Consider the following 22,396-nt stretch of genomic DNA (forward strand, 5'->3'; position numbering starts at 1 on the left):
CGACGGGTATACAGGCTGCTATCAAAAGAATTTTTTTGATAGTAAACCCACTCTAGCGCTCAGTTATTGCATTGGTACTACGCAAATCAACACACTAACAAACCTTATACAGAAAGGCAAACCAGCACGCTGTCTGCCCGCGCCGCGGGTTCCACACATCGGAAGTGCATGGCACACGGTTTTTCACTTTATGCGGATACAGCCGCTTGGGCTCCCGAACACACCCGCAGCGTTGGAGACGCTTACATGCCAAAAGCACCTCACTCCACCGTGAGCGAGTCGATCCAGGGAACGCTGACGCAACGCGCTGGTGGTGCACCCGATGCCACCGCCGTGGTCAATGCGGTCACGCGCACCTGGCAGTTCATGGCGACCCAGCTAGAACCGGTGATCGGGGTGCGCGGTGTCGGCGTGCTGCTGGAGCGCGCGCTGTACCTGACGGGTAAAAACTTTCCCTGGCTGGCACAGACCGGGCCGCTCGAGGCCGGGGCCGATCTGCTGGCACATCTACAAGCCCGGTTTGCCAACCGCGATGCGAAAGAAGCGGCCGAGGCGGGCTGCGGCCTGCTGGTCACATTTACCGAACTCCTGGCCAGCCTGATTGGCGAGCCCCTGACCGAACGCCTTCTGGCCTCTGTGTGGCTGGATGCCCCTCCCCCCACCTGAAAAGGACCCGCATGACCCATCCCGTTACCCTGCGCCGACTCGCCACCGGCGTACCCGGGTTAGATGCCATTCTGGGCGGTGGCCTGCCCGAGTTTTCTTTCAACCTGGTGACCGGGCCGCCCGGCGCGGGCAAAACCACGCTGGCGCACCAACTCATGTTTGCCCTGGCCACACCGCAGCAGCCCGCGCTATTTTTCACTGCCCTGGGCGAACCGCCCTGGAAAATGCTGCGCTACCAGCAGCAGTTCTCGTTTTTTGCGCTAGACAAGATCGGTAGCAGCATCCGTTTTGTGGATTTGGGGGAGGAACTGGCCCAGGGTGATTTTGCGCAGGTGCTGGCACGTGTCACCACCGAGGTGAAGGCCTTCGGCCCGGCCTTTGTGTTTATGGATTCCTTTCGCGCGGTGGTGGCCGAAGTCCACCAGCGCGACAGCAGCAATACCGGCATGCGCCGCTTTACCCAACAGCTGGGCACAACCCTGGCGGGCTGGCAAACCACCAGCTTTTTGATCGGTGAATATTCGCCCCACAGCGACCCGCACCCGGTATTCACCGTGGCCGACGGCATTCTGGCGCTGGACCAGAGCGTGCAGCGCAATTCCATGGTGCGCAAGATCCAGGTGGTAAAAATGCGCGGCCAGGCCCCCAGCCCCGGGGTGCACACCCTGCGCATCACCGGCGATGGGCTCAGCATCTTTGCGTCGGCCGTGGTGCCCGACGACAGCAGCGCCACCCCGCAGATCACGGCCCCCGCCCGCGCCGAAACCCGCATCCCCATGGGCGTGCCGCTGTTGGATGGCATGTTGGGCGGTGGCCTGCCCGCAGGCTATTCGCTGCTGGTGGCCGGGCCGTCCGGCTCGGGCAAAAGCATTTTGGCCACTGCCTTTTTGCAAGAGGGCGTGCGCCTGGGCGAAGCGGGTGTGATCGTGGCTTTTGAGCAAACCCCCAGCCGCTCGCGCAGCCACACCATCGACGACATGGTGCGCGCGGGCTGCCTGGGGCTGATCAACACCCGCCTGCTAGACCTGTCGATAGACGAGATCGTGCAAAGCATGGTGCAGAAAATCACCAGCCTGAAAGCCACCCGGGTGGTGATTGACTCGCTGTCGGGCTTCGAGCTGGCAGTGGCTCCCACCTTCCGCGAAGACTTTCGCGAGTCGCTGTTTCGCATGGTGGCGGTGTTGTCGGGCATGGGCGTAACGGTGCTGATGACCTCGGAGCTGGAGGACCGCTACACCGACCTGCGCTTCAGCCCCTACGGCACGGCGTTTTTAACCGACGCGATCATCGTCCAGCGCTACATCGAGCTAGACAGCAGCTTGCAGCGCGTGATGGCAGTGGTCAAAGTACGCGACAGCCACCATAGCAACGACATCCGGCGCTACGAGATCACCAACGACGGCATCGCCATTGGCAAGCCGGTGCTGCATTACGAAGGGCTGCTGGGTGGGCGACCCATGCATACCCAGGCAGTCCACACACTGGTAAGGAGCGGCACATGACTTCCCACATACCGTCCCTGGAGCAAAAGGATGTGCTGGCCGGATCGGCCGAAGCCCAGGCTTGGGAAAAGCAGTCCTACCTGCTGGCCCAGCGCGAAGCAGCGGTAGAGCTGCGCGAAAAAGCCCTGCGGCTTCAAGAAGATGCCGCCCAGGCCAAAACCGCATTGGAAGAGCAAACGGCGACCCAGCTGCGCGAAGCCAACGAGCACCTCATCATGGCGACGGTACATGCCCAAACCCTGACCGAGGCGGCCGAAGATGCCACTGCCCAGATGTCGCACATGGCCCAGCACGACATCCTCACCGGCCTGCCGAACCGCGCTTTGCTCACCGACCGGCTGGCCCAGTCCATGGCGCTGGCGCAGCGCCATGACCAAAAGGTGGTGCTGGTCTATCTGGACCTAGACAACTTCAAGCACATCAATGACTCGCTGGGCCATGCCGTGGGCGATGAACTGCTGCAGGCGGTAGCCCAACGCCTGAATGAAAGTGTGCGCCAGTCGGATACCGTCTGCCGCCAGGGCGGCGACGAATTTGTGCTGCTGTTGGCCGAGGTGGATACGGTGAAGGATGCCGCCCGCGCAGCCGCCATGCTGATTGAGGCCACCTCCACGCCCTATGTGGTGGGCCGCCAGCAACTCCATGTATCGGCCAGCATTGGCCTGAGCATTTACCCCGACGACGGCAGTGACGTGGAAACCCTGCTGCGCAATGCCGACACCGCGATGTACCACGCCAAGAAAAACGGGCGCAGCAACTTCCAGATGTTTTCGCCCGACATGCATGCGCGGGCGCTGGCACGGCAGTCCATCGAATTGGCCTTGCAGCAGGTGCTGCAAAGCGAAGGACTGGTGCTGCACTACCAACCCAGGCTGAACCTGGCCACCGGCAAAATCACGGCCACCGAGGCCTTGGTGCGCCTGGAACGGCTAGACCAGCCGCTGCTGTACCCGGCCCATTTTGTCGGCATTGCCGAAGAGTGCGGCCTGATCGTGCCGCTGGGCCAGTGGGTGCTGCGTACCGCCTGCCAGCAGGCGGTAACGTGGTTACAGGCCGGGCATGCTTTTGGACGCATAGCCGTCAATGTGTCGGCAGCAGAATTTCACGGCAAAGATTTCCTGCCAGGCGTGCAAGCCGTGCTGGAAGAAACCGGCCTGCCCCCGGCAGGCCTGGAGCTGGAGCTGAAAGAAAGCAGCCTGATGCAAGACACCCAGGCCACCACCACGATTTTGCGGGCGCTTAAAGAGCTGGGGGTACACATCACCGTTGACGACTTTGGCACCGGGCACTCCAGCCTGGGTGTGCTGCGCCGCTTCCCCCTAGATACGCTGAAGATCGACCCGTCCCTGGTACAAGGCATCGACAGTGCCCAAGGGGACATCCCTTTGGTCAATGCCATCATCGCCGTCGGCAAGAGCCTGGACCTGCAGGTGCTGGCCGAAGGGGTAGAGACGCAGGCGCAATTCAGCCACTTGCAGTCACAAGGCTGCGCCGAGGGCCAGGGCTTCTATTTCAGCCGGCCGTTGGCAGCCGACATCTACACAGAGCTGTTGCAAGACCATGCCATTTAGCCCAGCCTGGACAAGCATAAAACTTGGCATTAAATTGGCCTCTAGCCCATACAAAACATGCGCTAGCAGCTATATTTTTAGGAGCATTGTATTTTTGCTGGTGCAGCGACTACACTTCCAACCGCTGAAGTGCCTGCATGACCCTTCTTCGTAACCGGAGAACACCATGGCAGCCAACGCAAAAACCCGCAAGTCCCCAGCAACCGCCAACGTAGTGCTGGCAGACATCCGTCTTTCTCCCGTCGCCCCCAGCTTCCCCATCGTCGGCATAGGCGCATCTGCAGGTGGGTTGGCCGCGTTTGAAGCCTTCTTTTCCGGCATGCCCGCAGACAGGGAGCCCGGCATGGCTTTCGTGCTGGTGCAGCACCTAGCCCCCGACCACAGCAGCATACTGACCGCACTGGTGCAGCGCTACACCCGCATGCAGGTGCGCGAGGTGGAAGACGGCATGGGGGTGCAGGTCAACTGCGCTTACATCATCCCGCCCAACCGCGACATGGCGTTTTTGAACGGCACCCTGCACCTGCTGGAGCCCACCGCGCCGCGCGGCCACCGCCTGCCTATCGACTATTTGTTCCGCTCGCTGGCACAAGACCAGCACGAGCGGGCCATTGGCATTGTGTTGTCGGGCACCGGCAGCGACGGCACGCTGGGCGTGCGCGCCATCAAGGGTGAAGGCGGCATGGTGATGGTGCAAAACCCCGGCTCGGCAGAATTTGACGGTATGCCACGCAGTACGCTGGCCACCGGCATGGTCGACTTTGAGCTGCCCCCGGCCGAAATGGCGGCCCAGCTGATGGCATACGTGGCCCACGCGTTTGGCCGACCGCCGAATGTCGCCTCGGCCAGCGTACCCCTCACTGAAAATGCCCTGAAAAAAATCTTTATCTTGCTGCGCACCCACACCGGACACGATTTTTCGCAGTACAAACCCAATACCATCTATCGGCGTATTGAGCGGCGCATGGCCGTGCACCAAATTGCCACGTTGGACAGCTACGTCAAGTACCTGCAGCACGCCCCGGTCGAGGTGGATGCACTGTTCCACGACCTGCTGATCGGCGTGACCAATTTCTTCCGCGACCCCGAGGCCTTTGCGGTACTGGAGACAGAGGCGATTCCCAAGCTGTTCGCCAACAACCCCCCCGGATCGGTGGTGCGCGTGTGGTCGGCCGGTTGTTCGACAGGCGAAGAAGCTTATTCACTGGCCATCTTGCTGCAAGAGCGGCTAAACGTGCTCAAGCTCAGCTACAAGGTACAGGTGTTTGCCACCGACCTGGATAACCGCGCCATTGCCACCGCCCGTGCCGGACTGTATCCGGCCAGCATTGCCGACGACATCTCGCCCGAGCGGCTGGCCCGCTTTTTCACCGCCGAACCCGATGGAAGCGCCTACCGGGTGCACAAGGGTATCCGCGACATGCTGGTGTTCTCGGAGCACGACCTGATCAAAGACCCGCCGTTTTCCAAGCTCGATCTGGTCAGCTGCCGCAACCTGCTGATCTACATGGGTGCCGAGCTGCAGAAAAAGGTCATGGCACTGTTCCACTACGCTTTGCTGCCTGGTGGCATGCTATTTCTGGGCAGCTCCGAAACCGCAGGCGAGCTGACAGACATGTTTGCCGTGGTCGACCGCAAAGCTAAGGCCTACCAGCGCAAGGAAGATTTCCGGGGTGCCCAGCGTGCCGCGTTAGGCCGGTTCTTACCACCACTGATAACCCGCGAAATGGAGCTGCCGACAGTGATAGACAAAGTTGCCAACCTCACGAAGCTGTCGCTGCGCACCCTGACCGAGCAAACCCTCTTACAGCACCTGGCACCGGCGGCGGCACTGGTCAATGGCCAGGGCGATATCCTGTACCTGCATGGCCGCACAGGCATGTTTCTGGAGCCCGCGCCAGGCGAGGCGGGCGTCAACAACATCCTGAAGATGGCCCGCGAAGGCTTGCGCCGCGACCTCACCACCGTGCTGCACAAGGCGGCTGCCAGCAAGGAGCCCGCGTTGGCCTCGAACCTGCGGGTCAAAACCAATGGCCACTTCAGCATGGTGCACCTGGCGGTGTGCCCGGTGGCCACGGGTGGTACATCGGCGCTGGAGTCACCGCTGTATCTGGTGGTGCTGGAGGTGGCTGCGGTGCAGGATGCGCCTACGCGTCTGCCGCCGCCGCCGACAACCACCCGCCTGGATTCGCAGGAACAGATCAATGCGCTGAACGAAGAGCTGCAAGCCAAAGAAGAGTACCTGCACGCGGCCAACGAAGAGCTGGAAACCTCGAACGAAGAGCTCAAGTCCTCCAACGAAGAAATGCAGTCGGTGAACGAAGAACTGCAGTCCACCAACGAGGAACTAGAAACCTCCAAGGAAGAGCTGCAGTCCATCAACGAAGAGCTGGCCACCGTTAACACCGAGCTACAGACCAAGGTAACCGACCTGTCCCGCGCCAACAACGACATGAACAACCTGCTGGCGGGCACCGGTATTGGCACCATTTTTGTAGACTACGGCCTGCGCATCCTGCGCTTTACCCCGGCGGCCACGCTGATCATTAACCTGATTTTGAGCGATGTGGGCCGCCCGGTGGGCCATATCGCGTCCAACCTGCTGGGCTACGACCGGTTGGTGGCCGATGTGCAGGCAGTGCTTAAAAACCTGCAGCCGATCGAGGCCGATGTAGAGACACTGGAGCACCGGCACTACACCATGCGCATCCTGCCCTACCGCACGCTGGACAACGTGATCGAGGGCGTGGTGATCACCTTTGTCGAGACCACTGACATCGTGCGCACCCGTGTTGCCCTGCGCAAGGCCAACGAACTGCTGCGCCTGGCGGTGGTGGTGCGCGATGCTTTCGATGCCATCACCGTACAAGACCTGGAAGGCCGCATCCTGGCCTGGAACCCCGGTGCCGTGCGCATGTACGGCTGGACCGAAGCTGAGGCCTTGCAAATGAATGTGCGCGACCGCCTGCCGCCGGGCGTGGCGGCCCTGGCCCTGTATACCGATCCCACTGCACAAGCCACCTTACAACCTACAACCCAGCGTTTGACAAAAGACGGTAAGGTACTGACCATCTCCTTGACATCCACCGAGCTGCTGGATGCCAACGGTCGCATCTATGCTATCGCCACCACCGAACGCAGTGAAGACAACGCCACCAATGAGGCCCGCCATGGATAAAACATACGCTGCCCAAGCCTTGCGCATACATGCTGAAGCCATCGCCCGTGACAAAACCGCGCTGCACACCATCCCGCCCGAAAACCTGACGCTGGACGACGTGCTGCTCGTGGTACACGAGCTGCAGGTACACCAGATCGAGCTGGAAATGCAAAACGACGAGCTGCTCCGCACCCAGTTGCTACTGGAAACGGCCAGGGCCCGCTACTTCGAGCTGTACGACCTGGCCCCCGTGGGCTATTGCACGGTAAGCGAAAGCGGGCTGGTGGTGGAGGCCAATCTGGCTGCTGCGGCGCTGCTGGGTTTGCCGCGTGCTGCCTTAGTGGGGCAGCGCATCAGCCGATTCATTGACAAAGACCACCAAGACACGTACTACCGCCTGCGTCGGCAACTATTGGAAACCAGCGCACCCCAAACCTGCGAACTGCAGGTGGTGACCCAGGACGGCCATACGTGCTGGGTGCAACTGACCACCAGTGCTGCCCAGGATGCCGCCGGTGCACCCGAACAGCACCTGGTGCTGGCCGACATCAGCGAATCCAAAGTCATGGCAGCCGCCATGCAAGCCAGCGAGACACGCTACCGAGCGCTGGTAGACGGCTCGCCCGAGGCCACCAGCGAACGCAAGCGGCAAGACGGCAACAATTAAGCCCCGGTCGTGCTAGGCCGCCATCGACATCAAATCGCGCGGGCGTGACTTGCTGGCACCCTCGAATTCGCAGGCACCCTGCTCCAACCGAGGGCGGTTCAGCACCTCAATGTGGCCGCGCCGGTACGCGATGACCCCCGCCAGTTGCAGCTTGCGGGCGGCCGCTGTGACCCCCTCGCGGCGCACGCCAAGCAGGTTGGCGGCCAGTTCCTGGGTCATGGCCATTTTGTTGGTGGGCAGGCGGTCCAGCCCCTGGAGCAGACGGCGGCAAAACTGCTGGTCGATCGAGTGGTGCCGGATGTAGGCGGCAGTCTGCGTCACCTGGGCGATCAACGCCTGGGTGTAGCGCAGCAGCATGCGCATCACCGGGCCACCCGTTTCGGCCTCGGCGTTCACGCGGTGCGCACTCAGCCGGTAACCTTGCCCGGCACTTTGCACCACCGCTTCATGGGGACTCACATCGCCGCCCATGAAAAGCGACAGGCCCACCACGCCGTCCAGCCCCACCACGGCCACTTCTGACGAAGCACCACCCTCGCCCAGGTACATCAGCGAGACGATGGCGGTGGTCGGAAACACCACATAGCCGGGCGTGCTGCCTGAACGGCATAGCACCTTGCCCAGCGGCAGGTCCACCCATTCCAGATACGGCTGCCAGCGTTTCCAATCGGCATCTGACAAGGAAGCCAGCAACTGGTTCTGGCGCGGGTCGGAAACGGTTTGCAGAGTGGTAGGCATGGAAGTCCTCAAAAAAACACAGACTTCATCATTGCCATCTGCACTGGCATCGGCTATCGGCGGGGGTCGGTATTGCGCGTCGGCATCGTCCTACACGTCGCGGAACTTGTAGCCAGCGTCCTACCCGGGGCGGCGCAATGTCCGACAGACATCCCACATCCCCCTTCCTACCATAGAGTTACGGAATAGCCGGGGCACCCAGCCCTGGTGAACCGGCCACCGTTTGTCTTGTGTTCAACCTTACCCGCGCCGTGCGGATGGAGAGTTTCATGCCTGCTTTTGCTACCGCCTCCCTTGCTTCCACCGACTACGCCGGCCCTAACTGGAGCACCTCGTCTTATGGTGATGCCACTGCCAGCCAACCCATGGAACTGGCGGCCCTGGGCGAGCACCTAAGCCTGTGCCAGGGTGGCAACAAGCGCTGGTCCACCCTGCGCTATGTGGGCAGCAGGCTGCACCGGTTTGCCGCGTCGCGTTTCGTTACCACCCTGGCAGTAGCCGCTTTGTTGATTGGTGCCACTTTGCTGGTGCTGTAACAGATGGCGACCGAGTTGCTGCGCCTGGTGCCAAGTGCATCCCCCATCCTGTGCCAGATGTTGGACGGGGTGCGTGGCCCGGTGCAGCCGCCGATACGGTCCGAAATTTTTGGCCTGCAGCGCTTTGCGCAACACGGCCGCAGCCTGGGTGAAACACACCGCGCCGAGCGGCCCAGCCTAGGGGCGGCCAGCTTTTTCCCGCGTCTGCGGGAAAACATCCACACGCTGGACGAGGCCCACCGCTACATCGGTGTACAGGCCGCGACCGGTTACGACGTTAGCCCGGCAGCCGAGTGGCTGCTAGACAACTTCCATTTGATCGAAGCCCAGCTGGAAGAAATCCACGCTGGGCTGCCGCGCAGCTATTTCCGCGCCTTGCCGGTACTGCAAGACGAGCCGCTGGCCGGGCTGCCCCGCGTCTACGGCATCGCCTGGGCCTTTGTAGCGCACACCGATGGCGCATTTGACGAGGCGCTGCTGGTGCAGTTCCTCAGCGCTTACCAGGAAACCCGCGAGCTGAACCTGGCCGAGATGTGGGCCTTACCCACCACCTTGCGTGTGGTGCTGGTGGAAAACCTGCGCCGCCTGGCCGAGCGCGTGGCCACCAACAAGGCGGCCCGCGAGATCGCCAACCTGTGCTGCGACCACCTGGCTACAACTCCCCTGACTGCCCTGGACGCGTTGCTGGAGCTGATGCAGCAGCGCGGTGTGGGCCGGATGTTTCTGACCCAGATGGCGCTGCGCCTGCAAGACAACCGTAGCAGCGCAGATGGACAGGCCGAGACCCAAGTTAACAACTGGCTGCTAAATGCCCTGCCCGACTTTGCCGCCGCCCAAACCCAACACAACGTAGACCAGGCCGCCGACAACCTGAGCGTGAGCAACGCCGTGAAGTCGCTACGCGCCATTGGCGATGCCGACTGGCCCGACATCGTCTCGCGCACCAGTCTGCTGATGCAGCGCATGCTAGCCTCCCCCATCTTTGAAGCCGAGCACCCCAGCACCCGCGATGCCACCCTGCACGGCATTGAGCGTCTCGCCAAACGCAGCGGCCACAGCGAAGCCTCGGTGGCGCAAACCCTGCTGGGTCTGATGCAGACCGGCAACCCGTTCGATGCGGCCACCGGTGTACCCAGCTACTGGCTGGAAGGCGCGGGCCGTCCGGTGCTGGTCAAATCCCTGGGCCTGCGTGAAGACGCCGCGGCACTGTGGCGTTCCATCACCCGCCGCGCCGCCCTGCCCGCCTATCTGGGCGCTTTGGGTGTAGTCAGCGTGGGCTTGGTCGCCTGGATGCTGCACCATCCCACCGGCGGACTGGCCCTGGTTTTGCTGACAGCGGCGCTGATGCTGTTCCCGGCATCGGAAGCCATCGTGGCCATCCTCAACCGACTGATCAGCGAATCGGTGCGGCCACAGCACCTGCCGCGCCTGGGCCTGCTCGACGGCATACCGCCTGCACACCGGGTGCTGGTGGTGATTCCCGCCATGCTGACCAGCGCAGCGTCCAGCCACGAGCTGGTGCACCGACTGCACCTGCACTACATTGCCAACCCCGAGCCCTGCGCCCAGTTCGGCCTGCTGTCCGACTGGGTGGATGCCGATACTGAACGCACCCCGGCCGATGCCGACCTGCTGTCTACTGCCGCCCAGGAGATAAGCGCCCTGAACCTGCGCTACCCGACGCCTTTGGGCTCCGCCCCGCGCTTCATCTTGCTGCACCGCGAGCGCAGTTTCAGCCAGACCGAACAACGCTGGATTGGCTGGGAGCGTAAGCGCGGCAAACTGGAGTTACTGGTGGAAGCCCTGGCTACCGACTCACCTACCGCCTTCATGTATTTGGGCGACACCTCGCGCATTGCGCCCCGCACGCCCTACATCGTGACCCTGGACAGCGACACCCAGTTGCCACCCGGCCGCCTGCGCGAGCTGGTCGGTGTGGCTGCGCACCCGCACAACCAGCCCCGGCTGGATGCCAGCGGGCGCAGCGTGGTGCAAGGCTACGGCATCCTGCAGCCGCGCGTGGCCACCCCGTTGCCTGCGCGCAAGGACTTCACCCTGTACCACTGGCTGTTTGCCGGGCAGTGCGGCATTGACCCCTACAGCGCCGCCACCTCCGAGGTCTACCAGGACGTGTTTGGCGAAGGTAGCTTCACCGGCAAGGGCTTGCTGCATGTGCAGGCCCTGCACGCCGTGCTGTCGGGCCGACTGCCCGAAGGCCAGGTGCTCAGCCACGACCTGCTGGAGGGTTCGTTGGCGCGCTGCGCTGCGGTGACCGACATCAGCGTGATCGAAGACGCGCCTTTCCACGCCGATGTGGCAGCCTCGCGTGTGCACCGCTGGACCCGTGGCGACTGGCAACTGCTGGCGATTTTGCTGAACTCCGGGCGCTACCCGCTGCGCGCCATCAACGTGTGGAAGATGTTTGACAACCTGCGCCGCTCGCTGGTAGCCCCCGCATCCCTGCTGTTGCTTCTGCTTGCGCTGTGCGCTCCTGGTGTATCGCCCTGGGCCGCCCTGGCGCTGGTGGCGGCGGCTTTTTCTGCCGGGCCGCTGATGGGTGCGGTCGCAGGCTTTTCGCCCAGCCGCGACGACCTGGCCATGCGCCACTTTTACCGCCAGGCCGGGTCTGACCTGGCCCGCACGGCGTGGGGTGGGCTATGGCACGTAGCCCAGTTGCTGATGCACGCGCTGCTGGCGGTGGACGCGATTGGCCGGGCGCTGTACCGCATGTTCGTAAGCCACCGGCATCTGCTGCAATGGACTACGGCCGCGGCGGCCCAGGCCCAGGCACGCACCCATTTGCCAGCGCTGGTACGCGCGCACTGGAGCCTGCCAGTGGTGGCGCTACTGCTGTTGGCCGGGATGCTGGCAGTGGGCACGGCACATCCGGTATTGGCCACCGTGCTGTGCCTGCTGTGGGCAGCGTCGCCAGTGTGGATCTGGTGGACCAGCCGCCCTTCGTACAAAAACGGTGCAAGCAGCGAAGATGCCCGCCTGCCCGCCGCCGACCTGGCACGGCTGCACGGCATTGCCCGCGACACCTGGCGCTGGTTTGAGCGCTGCATCGGACCGGATGACAACTATCTGCCGCCCGACAACCTGCAAACCCTGCCGGTGGACATGCTGGCGCACCGCACCTCGCCGACCAACATCGGCCTGTACTTGCTTAGTGTGGCCTGCGCCCGCCAGTTTGGCTGGATCGGCACCCAAGACCTGCTGGCGCGCCTGGAGGCCACCCTGGCCACGCTGGGCCGTATGCAACGCCACCGGGGCCACTTCTACAACTGGTACGACACGCAGACCTGCGCACCGCTGCTGCCGCTGTATGTGTCCACCGTGGACAGCGGCAACCTCAGCGGCCATTTGCTGGCCGTGGCCCAGGCCTGCCGGGAAATGGCCGCTGCGCCCTATGACACCACGGCAGCTGAGCGCGCGCTGCTGGCGTCTCGCAACCGCATCGCCCCGCTGCTGGTCCGCCGCCGCCACCTGACCCCGGCCCAGCGCCAACAGCTGCGCTGGATGTTGGCCGACCACCGCGCCACCCGCCAGTCTGCCGCGCTAGACCTCGGGAGCAACGCCCAAGCCGATAGGCAACGCCTGCTGGATCTGGCACACGCCATGGAAGACATGGCCTGGGCGGCCGACTACCGCTTCCTGTACCACCGCAAGCGGCACCTGCTGCACATTGGCTACCGCGTGGCCGAGCAGCAACTGGATGCCGGCTTTTACGACTTGCTGGCCTCCGAGTCGCGCCTGACCAGCCTGCTGGCCATTGCCAAAGGCGATGTACCGGTGCGCCACTGGTCATCGCTGGGTCGGCCGTTTTACGCTATCGGGTCCGACGCGGGCCTGCGCTCGTGGTCGGGTTCGATGTTCGAGTACCTGATGCCCACCCTGGTGCTGGTCGAGCCCCCCGGTAGCGTGCTGCAAGAGGCCTGCCACGCCGCGCTGCAGGAACAAATAGCCTTCGCCCAGGCACGCAAGGTGCCGTGGGGCATTTCCGAATCCGCTTACGCCGGGCAAGACCACACCCTGGCCTACCAGTACGCGCCGCAGGGCGTGCCCCGGCTGGCACTGCGCCGCACGCCGGTCGACGAATTGGTCATCGCCCCCTATGCTACCGGGCTTGCAGTGCAGGTATCGCCTGCACTAGCAGCTGCGAATTTTGTAGCACTGGAGAATTTGGGTGCGCACGGGCGCTACGGCTTTATCGAGGCGCTGGACTTCACCCCGGCACGCCAGGCCGATGGGGAAGCTTTTACCCCGGTCAGCACCTTCATGGCACACCACCAGGGCATGACCCTGGTGGCCCTGGCGAATCTGCTGCTGGACGGCCCGGCCCAACGCTGGGGCATGGCCAATCCCTCCATCGAGGCGGTGACCTCGCTGCTGCACGAACGTGCGCCGCGTGAGGTGTCTCTGCTGAACGCCCCCCCGGCCGGGCCACCCAGCCAGCTGATGCAGCAGCGGGCCCCAGGTTTGCTGCGCGAAGTGGTGCCCGGAGGCACCGCGCTGGAGCCCACGCACCTGCTGTCCAACGGGCGCTACCACGTGGCGCTGCGGGCCAATGGCGCGGGCTGGAGCCGCCGCAGCAGCACTGGCATCACCCGCTGGCGCGACGACGCACTGCGCGATGCCTATGGCAGCTTCTTTTATCTGCGTTGGAGCGAAGAGCAGCCACTGGTGTCCATCACCCAGCACCCGGCCCCCGACCCGGCCGCTGACTACCACAGCACCTACCACGCCGACCGGGTCTGCTTCGAGGCCGCATGGCCGGGCGTGCAAGCGCACACCACCGTGTGGGTCAGCCCGGAGGACGACATCGAGTTTCGCCAAGTGGAGCTGCGCAACCTGGGCGACAAGCCGCTGGAGATCGAACTGGTGTCGGCCTTTGAAGTCACGCTGTCCGATGCGCGGGCCGACGAAGCCCACCCGGCCTTCACCAACCTGTTTGTCCGGGCCCAGTGGCAGGCGGAAGACCAGGCCCTGGTATTCGAGCGCAGCCCGCGCCTGCCCACCGAGCAGGCCTTGCAAGCCGCCCATTTCATGGTCGATACCGACCCACAGGTGCTGGGCGTGCGCATCCAGACCGACCGCCAGCACTGGCTGGGGCGCAACCGCGATGCCAGCCAGCCGCAGGCCCTGTTTGCAGCGCCGCCCGCATCGGGCGCGCTCGATACCGGTCTGGACCCGGTCTGTGCCATGGCCGTCAAACTGCGCATTGCCGCGCACGGCAAGGCCCGGCTGACCTTTGCCACCGCGGCCAGCGACAACGCCGACACCCTGCAGGCCGTGATCGACAAGTACCGCCAGCACAGCCATGTGAAGCGCTCGTCGCTGATGTCGGCCACGCTGGCCGGCATACGCCTGCGCACCTGGGGTTTGTCGCCCGACAACCTGGTGGCCATCCAGACCCTGACCAGTGCCCTGGCGCTGAGCCTGTCCCGCCCGAATGTGCGCACAGCTGCCGATGGCATGGCCCCGGTGAGTGACCGGCGGCTGCTGTGGCGTTTTGGTATCTCGGGCGACCGCCCCATTCTGCTGGTGTCTGCCAGTGCCATGGAAGGCCTGGGCCTGCTGCGGGCGCTGGCCAAGGCGCTGCGCCTGTGGTCCTGGGGCGGACTGGGCTGCGACCTGGTGGTGGTAAATGCCGAGCCCGCGTCCTACCTGATGGCACTGCACCGCGAGATCGGCATCCTGCGCGACCGCCATGCAGCCGACCGGGGTGGCGAATCCGCGCCCACCACCATGTACTTGCTGCGCGCTGATGAACTGACCCCCGACGAATACAGCACCCTGCATGCCCAGGCCCGCGTGCGCCTGCTGGCCGATGGCCGTCCGCTGCTACACCACGTGCAGGCCTGGGCCGCGCTGCACGAGCAAGCACTGGAGAACCGGCACACTGTCTCGACCCTGGATGTGCCCCTGGTGCCTTTGCGCCACGCAGTCGTGTCGGCTCCCGCCGGGGTGTTTACCGCCGAGGGCGAATTCCGCTTTGATGTCAGCCCCACGCTGCGCACCGTGCGGCCTTGGACCAATGTGCTGGCGAACCCGGCGTTTGGCGCGCACATCACCGAAGCTGGTGGGGGCTACAGCTGGGGCATGAACAGCCGTCTGAACCAGCTCACCACCTGGTCCAACGACCCGGTGGGTGACACGCCCTCAGAATGGTTTTTACTGCAGGACCGCAAGACGCTGGAGGTGTGGAGCATTGCCCCCAACGCCTGGGGTGACCCGCAGGCGGTCTACCACGTGGCCCACGGCCAGGGCAGCACCACCATCCGCCACCGCCGGGGCGACATCGACGTGGCTGCCACCTGGTGCGTAGACCCCGACACGGCGGTGAAGCACGTACGGATCCACACCATCAACCGGGGCCACCGTAGCCTGCAACTGCGCATCATCGGCATGGCCGAATGGCTGATGGGGGCCAACCGCAGCGACCGCAGCAGCGTGCATACAGGCGTATTCCAGCAGAGAGCCACCACGGCGCTGCTGTGCACCCAGCGCGAACGCAGTGCAGGCTTTGGCGAAGGCACGGCCTTCCTGGCCTTGACCGGCGACGACCACCACGCGGTAGACGACTGGACCTGCGACCGCCGCGAATGCTTTGATGCGCGCGGCCGCCTGGTACTGCCCGACCATTTTGGCCACGTTACGGGTGCCGGGCTAGACCCCTGCGCAGCCCTGTCCACCACGCTGCAACTGGCCGCAGGCGACACCGCCGACCGGGTGTTTTTGCTGGGCTTTGCCGCCAACCCATCGCTGGCGCGCGGGTTGGTACTGCAAGCCGCTGCGGTCAATGCCACGCAGCGCCTGGACTTGGCTCGCGTACATTGGGACACGCTGCTCGGGGCCACCGTTGTGGCCACGCCCGACCCGCTGTTCGATGCCATGGTGAACCACTGGCTGCTGTACCAAACGGTAGCCTGCCGCCTGTGGGCCAAATCGGGCTTTTACCAGGCCGGTGGGGCCACGGGTTTCCGCGACCAGTTGCAAGATGCGATGGCATTGGCTTGGGCCGCACCCGGCATGCTGCGCGAGCAGATCACCGTGTGCGCGGCGCGCCAGTTCCCCGAGGGCGACGTGCAGCACTGGTGGCACGCTCCGACCGGAGCGGGCGTGCGCACGCACTTTTCGGACGACCTGCTGTGGCTGCCGCACGCCTGCGCCCACTATCTGCGCAGCACGGGCGATGCCACGTTGCTAGAGGTCCAGGTTCCGTTCCTGGAAGGTGCGGCCATTCCCGAAGGCGCAGAAGACGCGTACTACACACCTGAGACCGGCATGGACAGCGCCACGGTGTACGAGCACGCCGCGCGCACCATCGACCGCAGCCTGGCGGTGGGCACGCACGGCCTGCCCTTGATGGGCAGCGGCGACTGGAACGACGGCATGAACCGCGTGGGTATTGAAGGCCGGGGTGAATCGGTGTGGCTGGGCTGGTTCCTGTGCCAGGTGGTGGCCGAATTTGCGCCGCTGGCCCACGCCCGCGGCGACAGTGCCCGTGCGGAGCGCTGGGAGCAGGCGGCAGAGGGTTGGAAGACCGCGCTGGTCGGCCCCGCCTGGGACGGCCAGTGGTTCAAACGCGCATTTTTTGACAACGGTGAGGCCCTGGGCTCGCACTTCAACCCCGAGGCCAAAATCGATCTGATCGCGCAGGCCTGGGCCGTGCTGTCCCAAGCCGCACCCGTGGCCTTGCAACGCATTGCGCTGACAGCCATGGAGCAGCATTTGGTCGACCCGCAGGCCGGTTTGATCAAGCTGCTGGACCCGCCGTTGGCACACGCCGTGCCCAGTGCCGGTTATATCCAGGCCTACCCGCCGGGTGTGCGTGAAAACGGCGGCCAGTACTCGCATGCCGGGGTCTGGGCAATGATGGCGCAGGCGTCCTTTGTGCAGGGCCAGCCCGACAGCAGCGTGGCCGAGCGGGACACCGCCTACCGCTACTTCACCTACCTGAACCCGGCCCACAGGGCCAGCAACCCGGCGCAGAACGCAGCCTATGGCATTGAACCCTATGTGATGGCCGGCGATGTGTACACCCAGCCGCCTTACGTGGGGCGTGGTGGCTGGAGCTGGTACACCGGGTCGGCGGGCTGGATGCACCGCGCAGCCATCGCGTCCATCTTTGGCCTGGAACAGGGTGCGGATACGCTGCGCTTCACCCCCTGCCTGCCCTCGCACTGGCCGCAGGCCGAGCTGACTTTGCGCCGGGGTGAACGCATCATGCGCTTCATCTTTACCCGCAATACACCGGATACCGTGCTGGTCGCCAATGGACCGAACGCCCAGTTGCTGCGCGTAGACGAAACGTTGCCTTGGGCCGGCCTGGATGCGCAGACTTGCTTCGTGGTCCCGCTTTAAGTTTCAGAACTACACACTTAGGCTAAGGGCCGGGCTGCCGCAGACCAACCGACACGCTCATGCGGCATCCTCCTACAAGGCCTAGCGGCACAGGCCGATAGGGCGCATCGAACCTCGGTTTTAAAGTTCAGTCATCGGTTGGGCAATACCCAAACCCTTAGACCGACCAACCAAGGAAATACGATGGCCGCCAAGAATGAACCCACGAATATCACGCAACTGCAGACCACGAACGTTGATCGCATGGTGTTGAACGAAGCGGCTCTCGGCGCCGCCCGCCGTAGCCTGGACCAGGGCTCCGTAACCCCTAGCTACGGCCCGTGGCGTGAAGACATCATCCAGCTACTGAACGACTCGCTGGCTACCGAACTGGTGTGTGTGCTGCGCTACAAACGCCACCACTTCACCGCTGACGGTTTGGCTTCCTCTGCCATTGCAGCCGAATTTTTGGTGCATGCCACCGAGGAATCTGGCCATGCAGACCGGTTGGCACAGCGGATCGTGCAGCTCGGTGGTGAGCCCGACTTTTCGCCGGACACGTTGACCAAGCGCAGCCACGCCGCTTACGACGATTCAAAAGAATTGAAAGAAATGATCAAAGCCAATCTGGTGGCCGAACGCGTGGCGATCGAAGCCTACAGCCAGATGATTGCGTTGATTGGCGACAAAGATTCGACCACCCGCCGTTTGCTGGAAGACATTTTGAGCGACGAGCAAGAGCATGCGGACGAGCTAAAGGACTGGCTGGCCGCCTAGCGTTTTTGCCCTGGCTGGTGGGGCCATTCACCATGCAAAATCTACTTTTTTATCAACTGGAGTACTTAAAATGAAACTGACCTTCCGCACTACCCTTGCTGCTTCCATCACCGCTATCGTCTTGCTGACCACCGCCGGCTGTGCCGTGACCCGTGGCCAGGAATCTGTGGGTGCCTACGTGGACGACTCGGCAGTAACCACCAGCGTCAAGGCACGTTTTGTCGAAAACAAGGAAGTTGACGCATCGGCCATCAGCGTGGAAACCCTGAACGGTACCGTCATGTTGTCTGGCTTTGCCAAGAACATGACCGAAAAGAATACGGCTGAAAGCATTGCCCGCAACGTCAAGGGCGTGAAGGCTGTGAAGAACGTGATCACCATCCGTCCTTAATTTTTAACCCGCAACTGCAAGGAGACAGCTATGAATTGGGACACTATCCAAGGTAACTGGAAACAGGCTACTGGCAAAGTTAAAGAGCAATGGGGCAAGCTGACCGACGACGACCTTGATGTGGTGGCCGGTAAGCGTGACCAGCTCGCTGGCAAGATCCAGGAACGCTATGGCATTGCCAAGGACGAAGCTGAAAAGCAATTGTCCGAATGGGAAAAGAAGTCTAAAGACGACTCCTGGACCAAATAAGCCAACCGTCTGACGGTTAAAGCGCCCCAAGATCGGCTGCGATCTCGGGGCGTTTTAGCGTGTGCTGCGAGCCGCTTGGCGGATCGCCTCCAGCGTCACGTGGCCCAGCAAGGCACCGGTGGCATGCACCACCTGCGCGTCCACCGTACCCGCATCCAGCATGGCCGACAAGGCATCACGCAGCGGCGTGGCCGCTGGCAGACTAGGTGCACCGGCGCTAGCAGCCCCATGTTCTGCGTACGCCCCCACGCTCAGCAAAGCCAGGCGCTTGAGCGAACGGTCGCCGCCCACAAAGGCCTCAACGAACGCATCGGCCGGTTGGGCCAGAATCCGCTCAGGGGTGTCGTACTGCACTACTTTTCCCGCTTTTAGAATGGCAATCCGCGTACCCATGCGGATTGCCTCGTCGATATCGTGGGTAACAAACACAATGGTTTTGCCCAGCTCGCGCAGAATGCGCAAAAACTCGGTTTGCAGGCTGGCGCGGGTGATGGGGTCAATCGCGCCAAAGGGCTCGTCCATCAGCATGACCGGCGGGTCTGCCGCCAATGCGCGGGCCACACCGATGCGCTGCTTTTGGCCACCCGACAGTTCACGCGGATAGCGGTGGCGGTACTGGCCGGGCTCCATGTGCACCAGGGCCAGTAATTCGTCTACCCGTTTGGCGGTGCGGGCCGCATCCCAACCCAGCATTTTGGGCACGGTGGCCACGTTTTCGCCAATCGTCATGTGCGGGAACAGGCCTACTTGCTGTATCACATAGCCAATCGAGCGGCGCAGTTCCACCGGGTCCAGTTGCATCACGTCACGGCCACCCACTTCGATGCGGCCCGAGTCAGGTTCTTCCATGCGGTTGACCATGCGCATGGTGGTGGTTTTGCCGCAACCCGACGGGCCGATCAGCACGCATATTTCACCTGTGTTGATGGTGAGCGACAGGCCATCGACTGCAAAGCTGCCGCTGGTGCCGAATTGTTTGCGTAAACCGTCAAGTGTGATCATGCAGAACGAAGCCCCATGGGTGTCATACGGCGCTGGAGCACGCCAAAAAGAAAGTCGGTTGCCAGCGCTAGCAGGGTCACTGGAATGGCCCCCACCAGCAGCTGCGGTACGGCCATCATGGCAATACCGGCGGTAATGAAGTCCCCCAGCCCGCCACCGCCAATAAAGGCTGCCAGCACTGCGCCGGAAATCACCTGCACCGCACCGGTACGCAGCCCGGCAAAAATGACCGGCAAGGCCATGGGCAGCTCGATCTTCCAGAGCAACGCAGCCCGCGTCATCCCCATGCCTACCGCGGCATCCACCACATCGGCATCCACCCCGCGCAGGCCGGCAATGGTGTGGGTCACGATAGGGGGCAAGGCAATCAGCGTCAGGGCAAACAGGGACGGTGCAAAGCCGGTCCCCAGCAGCGGCATCACCAGCGCCAACACTGCCAACGACGGCAGGGTGCGGGCCACATTGGCCACATTCACCACGCCCAGCGCCAGATGGTGGCGCCGGGCGACCGCGATGCCGGCCGGGATGCTCAGCACCGCCGCCAACAACAGGGCCGAGGCCGACAGCGCCATGTGCACACCCAGCGCGCGCCAAAACTGGTCGGGATGCGTTATCAGATACGTCCAGGCTTCTTGCAGCATCTTTTCCCTTTAAGCCGCTTGGCCCGCTCTGAGCCTGCGCTCGGTCCAGGCCAGCAGCAGATCTACCGCCACAGCCAAGGCACAGACCGTGAGCGCACCGGTCCAGATTTTGGCGGTGTGGTCGGTGGCGATGCCGTTAAAAATCAGCGTGCCCAGCCCGCCCGCGTTCACATAGGCCGCCACCACGCTGACGCTGATCACCGTGACCGCCGACACCCGCAGGGCAGCCACGATCAGTGGCAAGGCCAGTGGCAGCTCGATACGGCGCAAGATTTGGCCGGCATCCATGCCCATGCCGCGCGCTGCGTCGATGATGTCGGTGGGCACCTCGCGGATGCCGGTGGCCACGCCGCGTATCAAAATCATCAGTGAAAAAGCCACCATGGTGATGGTGGCGTTGGTACGGCCCAGCCCCACCAGCGGAATCAAAAATGCCAAAAAGGCCAGCGTAGGGATGGTGTACAGAAACCCCGAGATAGTCATCACCGCCGCGTACAGGCGCACCCGCCGGGCGGCCACAACCCCGATCACCAGCGACAAGGCAAAGGCAATGGCCAGCGCGGTGAGGGAAATCGCCACGTGCTCCCACAGCGCAAGGGCTACATCGGTCCAATGGCGTAAAAACCAGGTCACGCGCTATAGTCCTTTGGAAAGTTAAACCGGCCTGCCGCCACAGCCTGGCGAATGCAGTCGATATCCGGCCCGAGCGGGCGGTCTTCGTCCAGTACGGGCACCAAGGCCCGCACCTGCAGGTAGGCCGCGCGTGCGCCCTCGCCCAGGGTAGCAATGTCGAGTGCCCGCAGGTCCACCGCCTGGGCCGCCACCAGCAGTTCGGTAGCGATGAGGTAGTGCACACGGTCCAGCAGCTCTGCCAGCTTGTCCACCACCCCCATCGCCATGCAGGCGTGGTCTTCCAGGCCCTCAGACACCGGCATGAAGTCCAGCGAGCCGGGGTTGGCGCGCAGTCGGATGTCGGCCCACAGCGCCACCAGTGTTTTTTGTACTGCGGCAAAGCCGGAATGGGCCGGGCCGTGGCGCGTGAGCTGCAGCGGCAAATCGGTCAACGTGGGCGACATGAAGCGCTGGCAGCGGGCCACCGACATGCTGGCGGTTTGCGCCAGTGCAATCGCGCACGCATCTAACGCCAATGCCAATGCGGGCAAATGGAAGTTGCCGTTGGACAACATCATCTCCTCATCCACCAGCACCAGCGGGCTGTCGGCGGCGCTGTTCAATTCCATTTCGACCTGTGCCTGGGCCGTCTGCACCATGCCCAGCGCCGCACCGTGTACCTGGGCCACCACGCGCATCGACACCGGGTCTTGCATGCGGCGGGCCGCCCCCGGTGCCCACAGTGCGCTTCCGGCCAGCAGACCCCGCAGCTGCTGGGCCACAGCGACCTGCCCGGTTGCGGGCCGGGCAGCCACGGCGCCAGCGTGCAGGGGCGACAAATTGGCCCTAAAACCCTCAAACCCCAGCGCCACCCCGGCCAGCCATGCCTGCAGCGCATCGCCCACATCACTCAGCACCAGCGCCGCCCGCCCCACCGTGGCCGCGTTGGAACTGATCAATGCCAGGCCGTCTTTGGCTCCCAGCACCACCGCTTGCAACCCGGCGCGCTCGAGGGCCTGTGCGCCATCCAGCACCTCGCCCTGGAATTCTGCCCGGCCCTCGCCAAACAAGGGCAAGGCCAGGTGCGACAAATGGGGCAAGTCGGCCACCGCCATCGAGCCGGTGCGTGGAACTTGGGGGTGTACCTGGTGGTTCAGCAGCGCGATGCAGGCATCCAGCACGGCAGGCGACACGCCTGACCCGCCCTGCGCCATACCGGCAATGCGAGCGAACTGCATGGCCCTGACGGTGGCGGTGTCAAACACAGGCCCCACAGCCACGGCACGGGCCCGCACCGCCCTACGTTGGTAGGCCTGCATATCGCCTTCGACCAGTGCCGCACCCGTGTTGGCCCCGAGGGCCGAATTCAGGCCGTAGATGGGCTGGCTGGACTGGGCCAGGCGCAACACCACCGCGCGCGCAAGCACAACCCGCGCACGCGCGCTGTCGGCCAGTGCCACAGGCATACCGGCACGGGCCACCTGGACCAGGTCGCCAATACAGACCCGGTCTTCACCCAGTGTGATGGTCATGCCGGA

Annotated in this window: 15 protein-coding genes; 10 read left to right on the top strand and 5 right to left on the bottom strand. The window is 63.8% G+C overall.

The window, feature by feature from the left end; genetic code table 11:
• The first annotated feature begins 246 nt into the window (after positions 1-246).
• The 5 genes from AC097L_RS19550 (at position 247) to AC097L_RS19570 (ending at position 7,566) form a co-directional block, all read left to right on the top strand.
• A complete protein-coding gene (locus tag AC097L_RS19550) occupies positions 247-666 on the top strand; it encodes a hypothetical protein (protein WP_479588386.1) in 420 nt (139 codons plus the stop codon).
• An 11-nt stretch (positions 667-677) separates the two neighbouring features.
• A complete protein-coding gene (locus AC097L_RS19555) occupies positions 678-2,168 on the top strand; it encodes an ATPase domain-containing protein (protein WP_479588387.1) in 1,491 nt (496 codons plus the stop codon).
• Entirely contained in the window at positions 2,165-3,739 is a 1,575-nt protein-coding gene (locus tag AC097L_RS19560) for a putative bifunctional diguanylate cyclase/phosphodiesterase (RefSeq protein ID WP_479588388.1), read from the top strand. The genes AC097L_RS19555 and AC097L_RS19560 overlap by 4 nt, the downstream gene beginning before the upstream one ends.
• Before the next feature lie 166 nt (positions 3,740-3,905).
• Positions 3,906-6,917 (top strand): chemotaxis protein CheB, encoded by a 3,012-nt coding sequence (locus tag AC097L_RS19565; RefSeq protein WP_479588389.1) that lies wholly within the window; start codon positions 3,906-3,908, stop codon positions 6,915-6,917.
• A complete protein-coding gene (locus tag AC097L_RS19570; RefSeq protein WP_479588390.1) occupies positions 6,910-7,566 on the top strand; it encodes a PAS domain S-box protein in 657 nt (218 codons plus the stop codon). Before AC097L_RS19565 ends, AC097L_RS19570 begins: the two co-directional genes overlap by 8 nt.
• A gap of 12 nt (positions 7,567-7,578) precedes the next feature.
• On the opposite strand, the gene AC097L_RS19575 is transcribed toward AC097L_RS19570, so the two are convergent.
• Complete coding sequence (locus tag AC097L_RS19575) at positions 7,579-8,304, bottom strand: Crp/Fnr family transcriptional regulator (protein WP_479588391.1); 726 nt, start codon at positions 8,302-8,304, stop codon at positions 7,579-7,581.
• A gap of 269 nt (positions 8,305-8,573) precedes the next feature.
• On the opposite strand from AC097L_RS19575, the gene AC097L_RS19580 reads away from it, so the two are divergent.
• The 5 genes from AC097L_RS19580 (at position 8,574) to AC097L_RS19600 (ending at position 18,603) form a co-directional block, all read left to right on the top strand.
• Positions 8,574-8,840 (top strand): hypothetical protein, encoded by a 267-nt coding sequence (locus AC097L_RS19580; protein ID WP_479588392.1) that lies wholly within the window; start codon positions 8,574-8,576, stop codon positions 8,838-8,840.
• Positions 8,841-8,843: 3 nt separating this feature from the next.
• Positions 8,844-17,207, top strand: a complete 8,364-nt coding sequence (locus tag AC097L_RS19585) for a glycoside hydrolase family 94 protein (RefSeq protein ID WP_479588393.1) — start codon at positions 8,844-8,846, stop codon at positions 17,205-17,207.
• 243 nt (positions 17,208-17,450) lie between these two features.
• Positions 17,451-17,963: a ferritin-like domain-containing protein gene (locus AC097L_RS19590; RefSeq protein WP_479588450.1), complete on the top strand. Its 513-nt coding sequence runs from the start codon at positions 17,451-17,453 to the stop codon at positions 17,961-17,963.
• 76 nt (positions 17,964-18,039) lie between these two features.
• Positions 18,040-18,354 carry a BON domain-containing protein gene (locus AC097L_RS19595; RefSeq protein WP_479588451.1) on the top strand — a complete coding sequence of 105 codons (315 nt, stop codon included), beginning with the start codon at positions 18,040-18,042 and terminating at the stop codon, positions 18,352-18,354.
• 30 nt (positions 18,355-18,384) lie between these two features.
• Positions 18,385-18,603 carry a CsbD family protein gene (locus AC097L_RS19600; protein WP_479588394.1) on the top strand — a complete coding sequence of 73 codons (219 nt, stop codon included), beginning with the start codon at positions 18,385-18,387 and terminating at the stop codon, positions 18,601-18,603.
• Positions 18,604-18,657: 54 nt separating this feature from the next.
• Here AC097L_RS19600 and AC097L_RS19605 read toward each other — a convergent pair whose 3' ends face one another.
• Genes AC097L_RS19605 through AC097L_RS19620 form a run of 4 tightly spaced genes read right to left on the bottom strand, consistent with a single transcriptional unit; the run spans position 18,658 to position 22,390 of the window.
• Positions 18,658-19,605: an ABC transporter ATP-binding protein gene (locus tag AC097L_RS19605; protein WP_479588395.1), complete on the bottom strand. Its 948-nt coding sequence runs from the start codon at positions 19,603-19,605 to the stop codon at positions 18,658-18,660.
• Positions 19,602-20,246, bottom strand: a complete 645-nt coding sequence (locus tag AC097L_RS19610; RefSeq protein WP_479588396.1) for an ABC transporter permease — start codon at positions 20,244-20,246, stop codon at positions 19,602-19,604. The genes AC097L_RS19605 and AC097L_RS19610 overlap by 4 nt, the downstream gene beginning before the upstream one ends.
• Before the next feature lie 9 nt (positions 20,247-20,255).
• Positions 20,256-20,879 carry an ABC transporter permease gene (locus AC097L_RS19615; RefSeq protein ID WP_479588397.1) on the bottom strand — a complete coding sequence of 208 codons (624 nt, stop codon included), beginning with the start codon at positions 20,877-20,879 and terminating at the stop codon, positions 20,256-20,258.
• Positions 20,876-22,390 (bottom strand): HAL/PAL/TAL family ammonia-lyase, encoded by a 1,515-nt coding sequence (locus AC097L_RS19620; RefSeq protein ID WP_479588398.1) that lies wholly within the window; start codon positions 22,388-22,390, stop codon positions 20,876-20,878. Before AC097L_RS19620 ends, AC097L_RS19615 begins: the two co-directional genes overlap by 4 nt.
• Positions 22,391-22,396: the final 6 nt, after the last annotated feature.

The sequence above is a fragment of the Rhodoferax sp. RT5P35 genome, assembly GCF_056521385.1.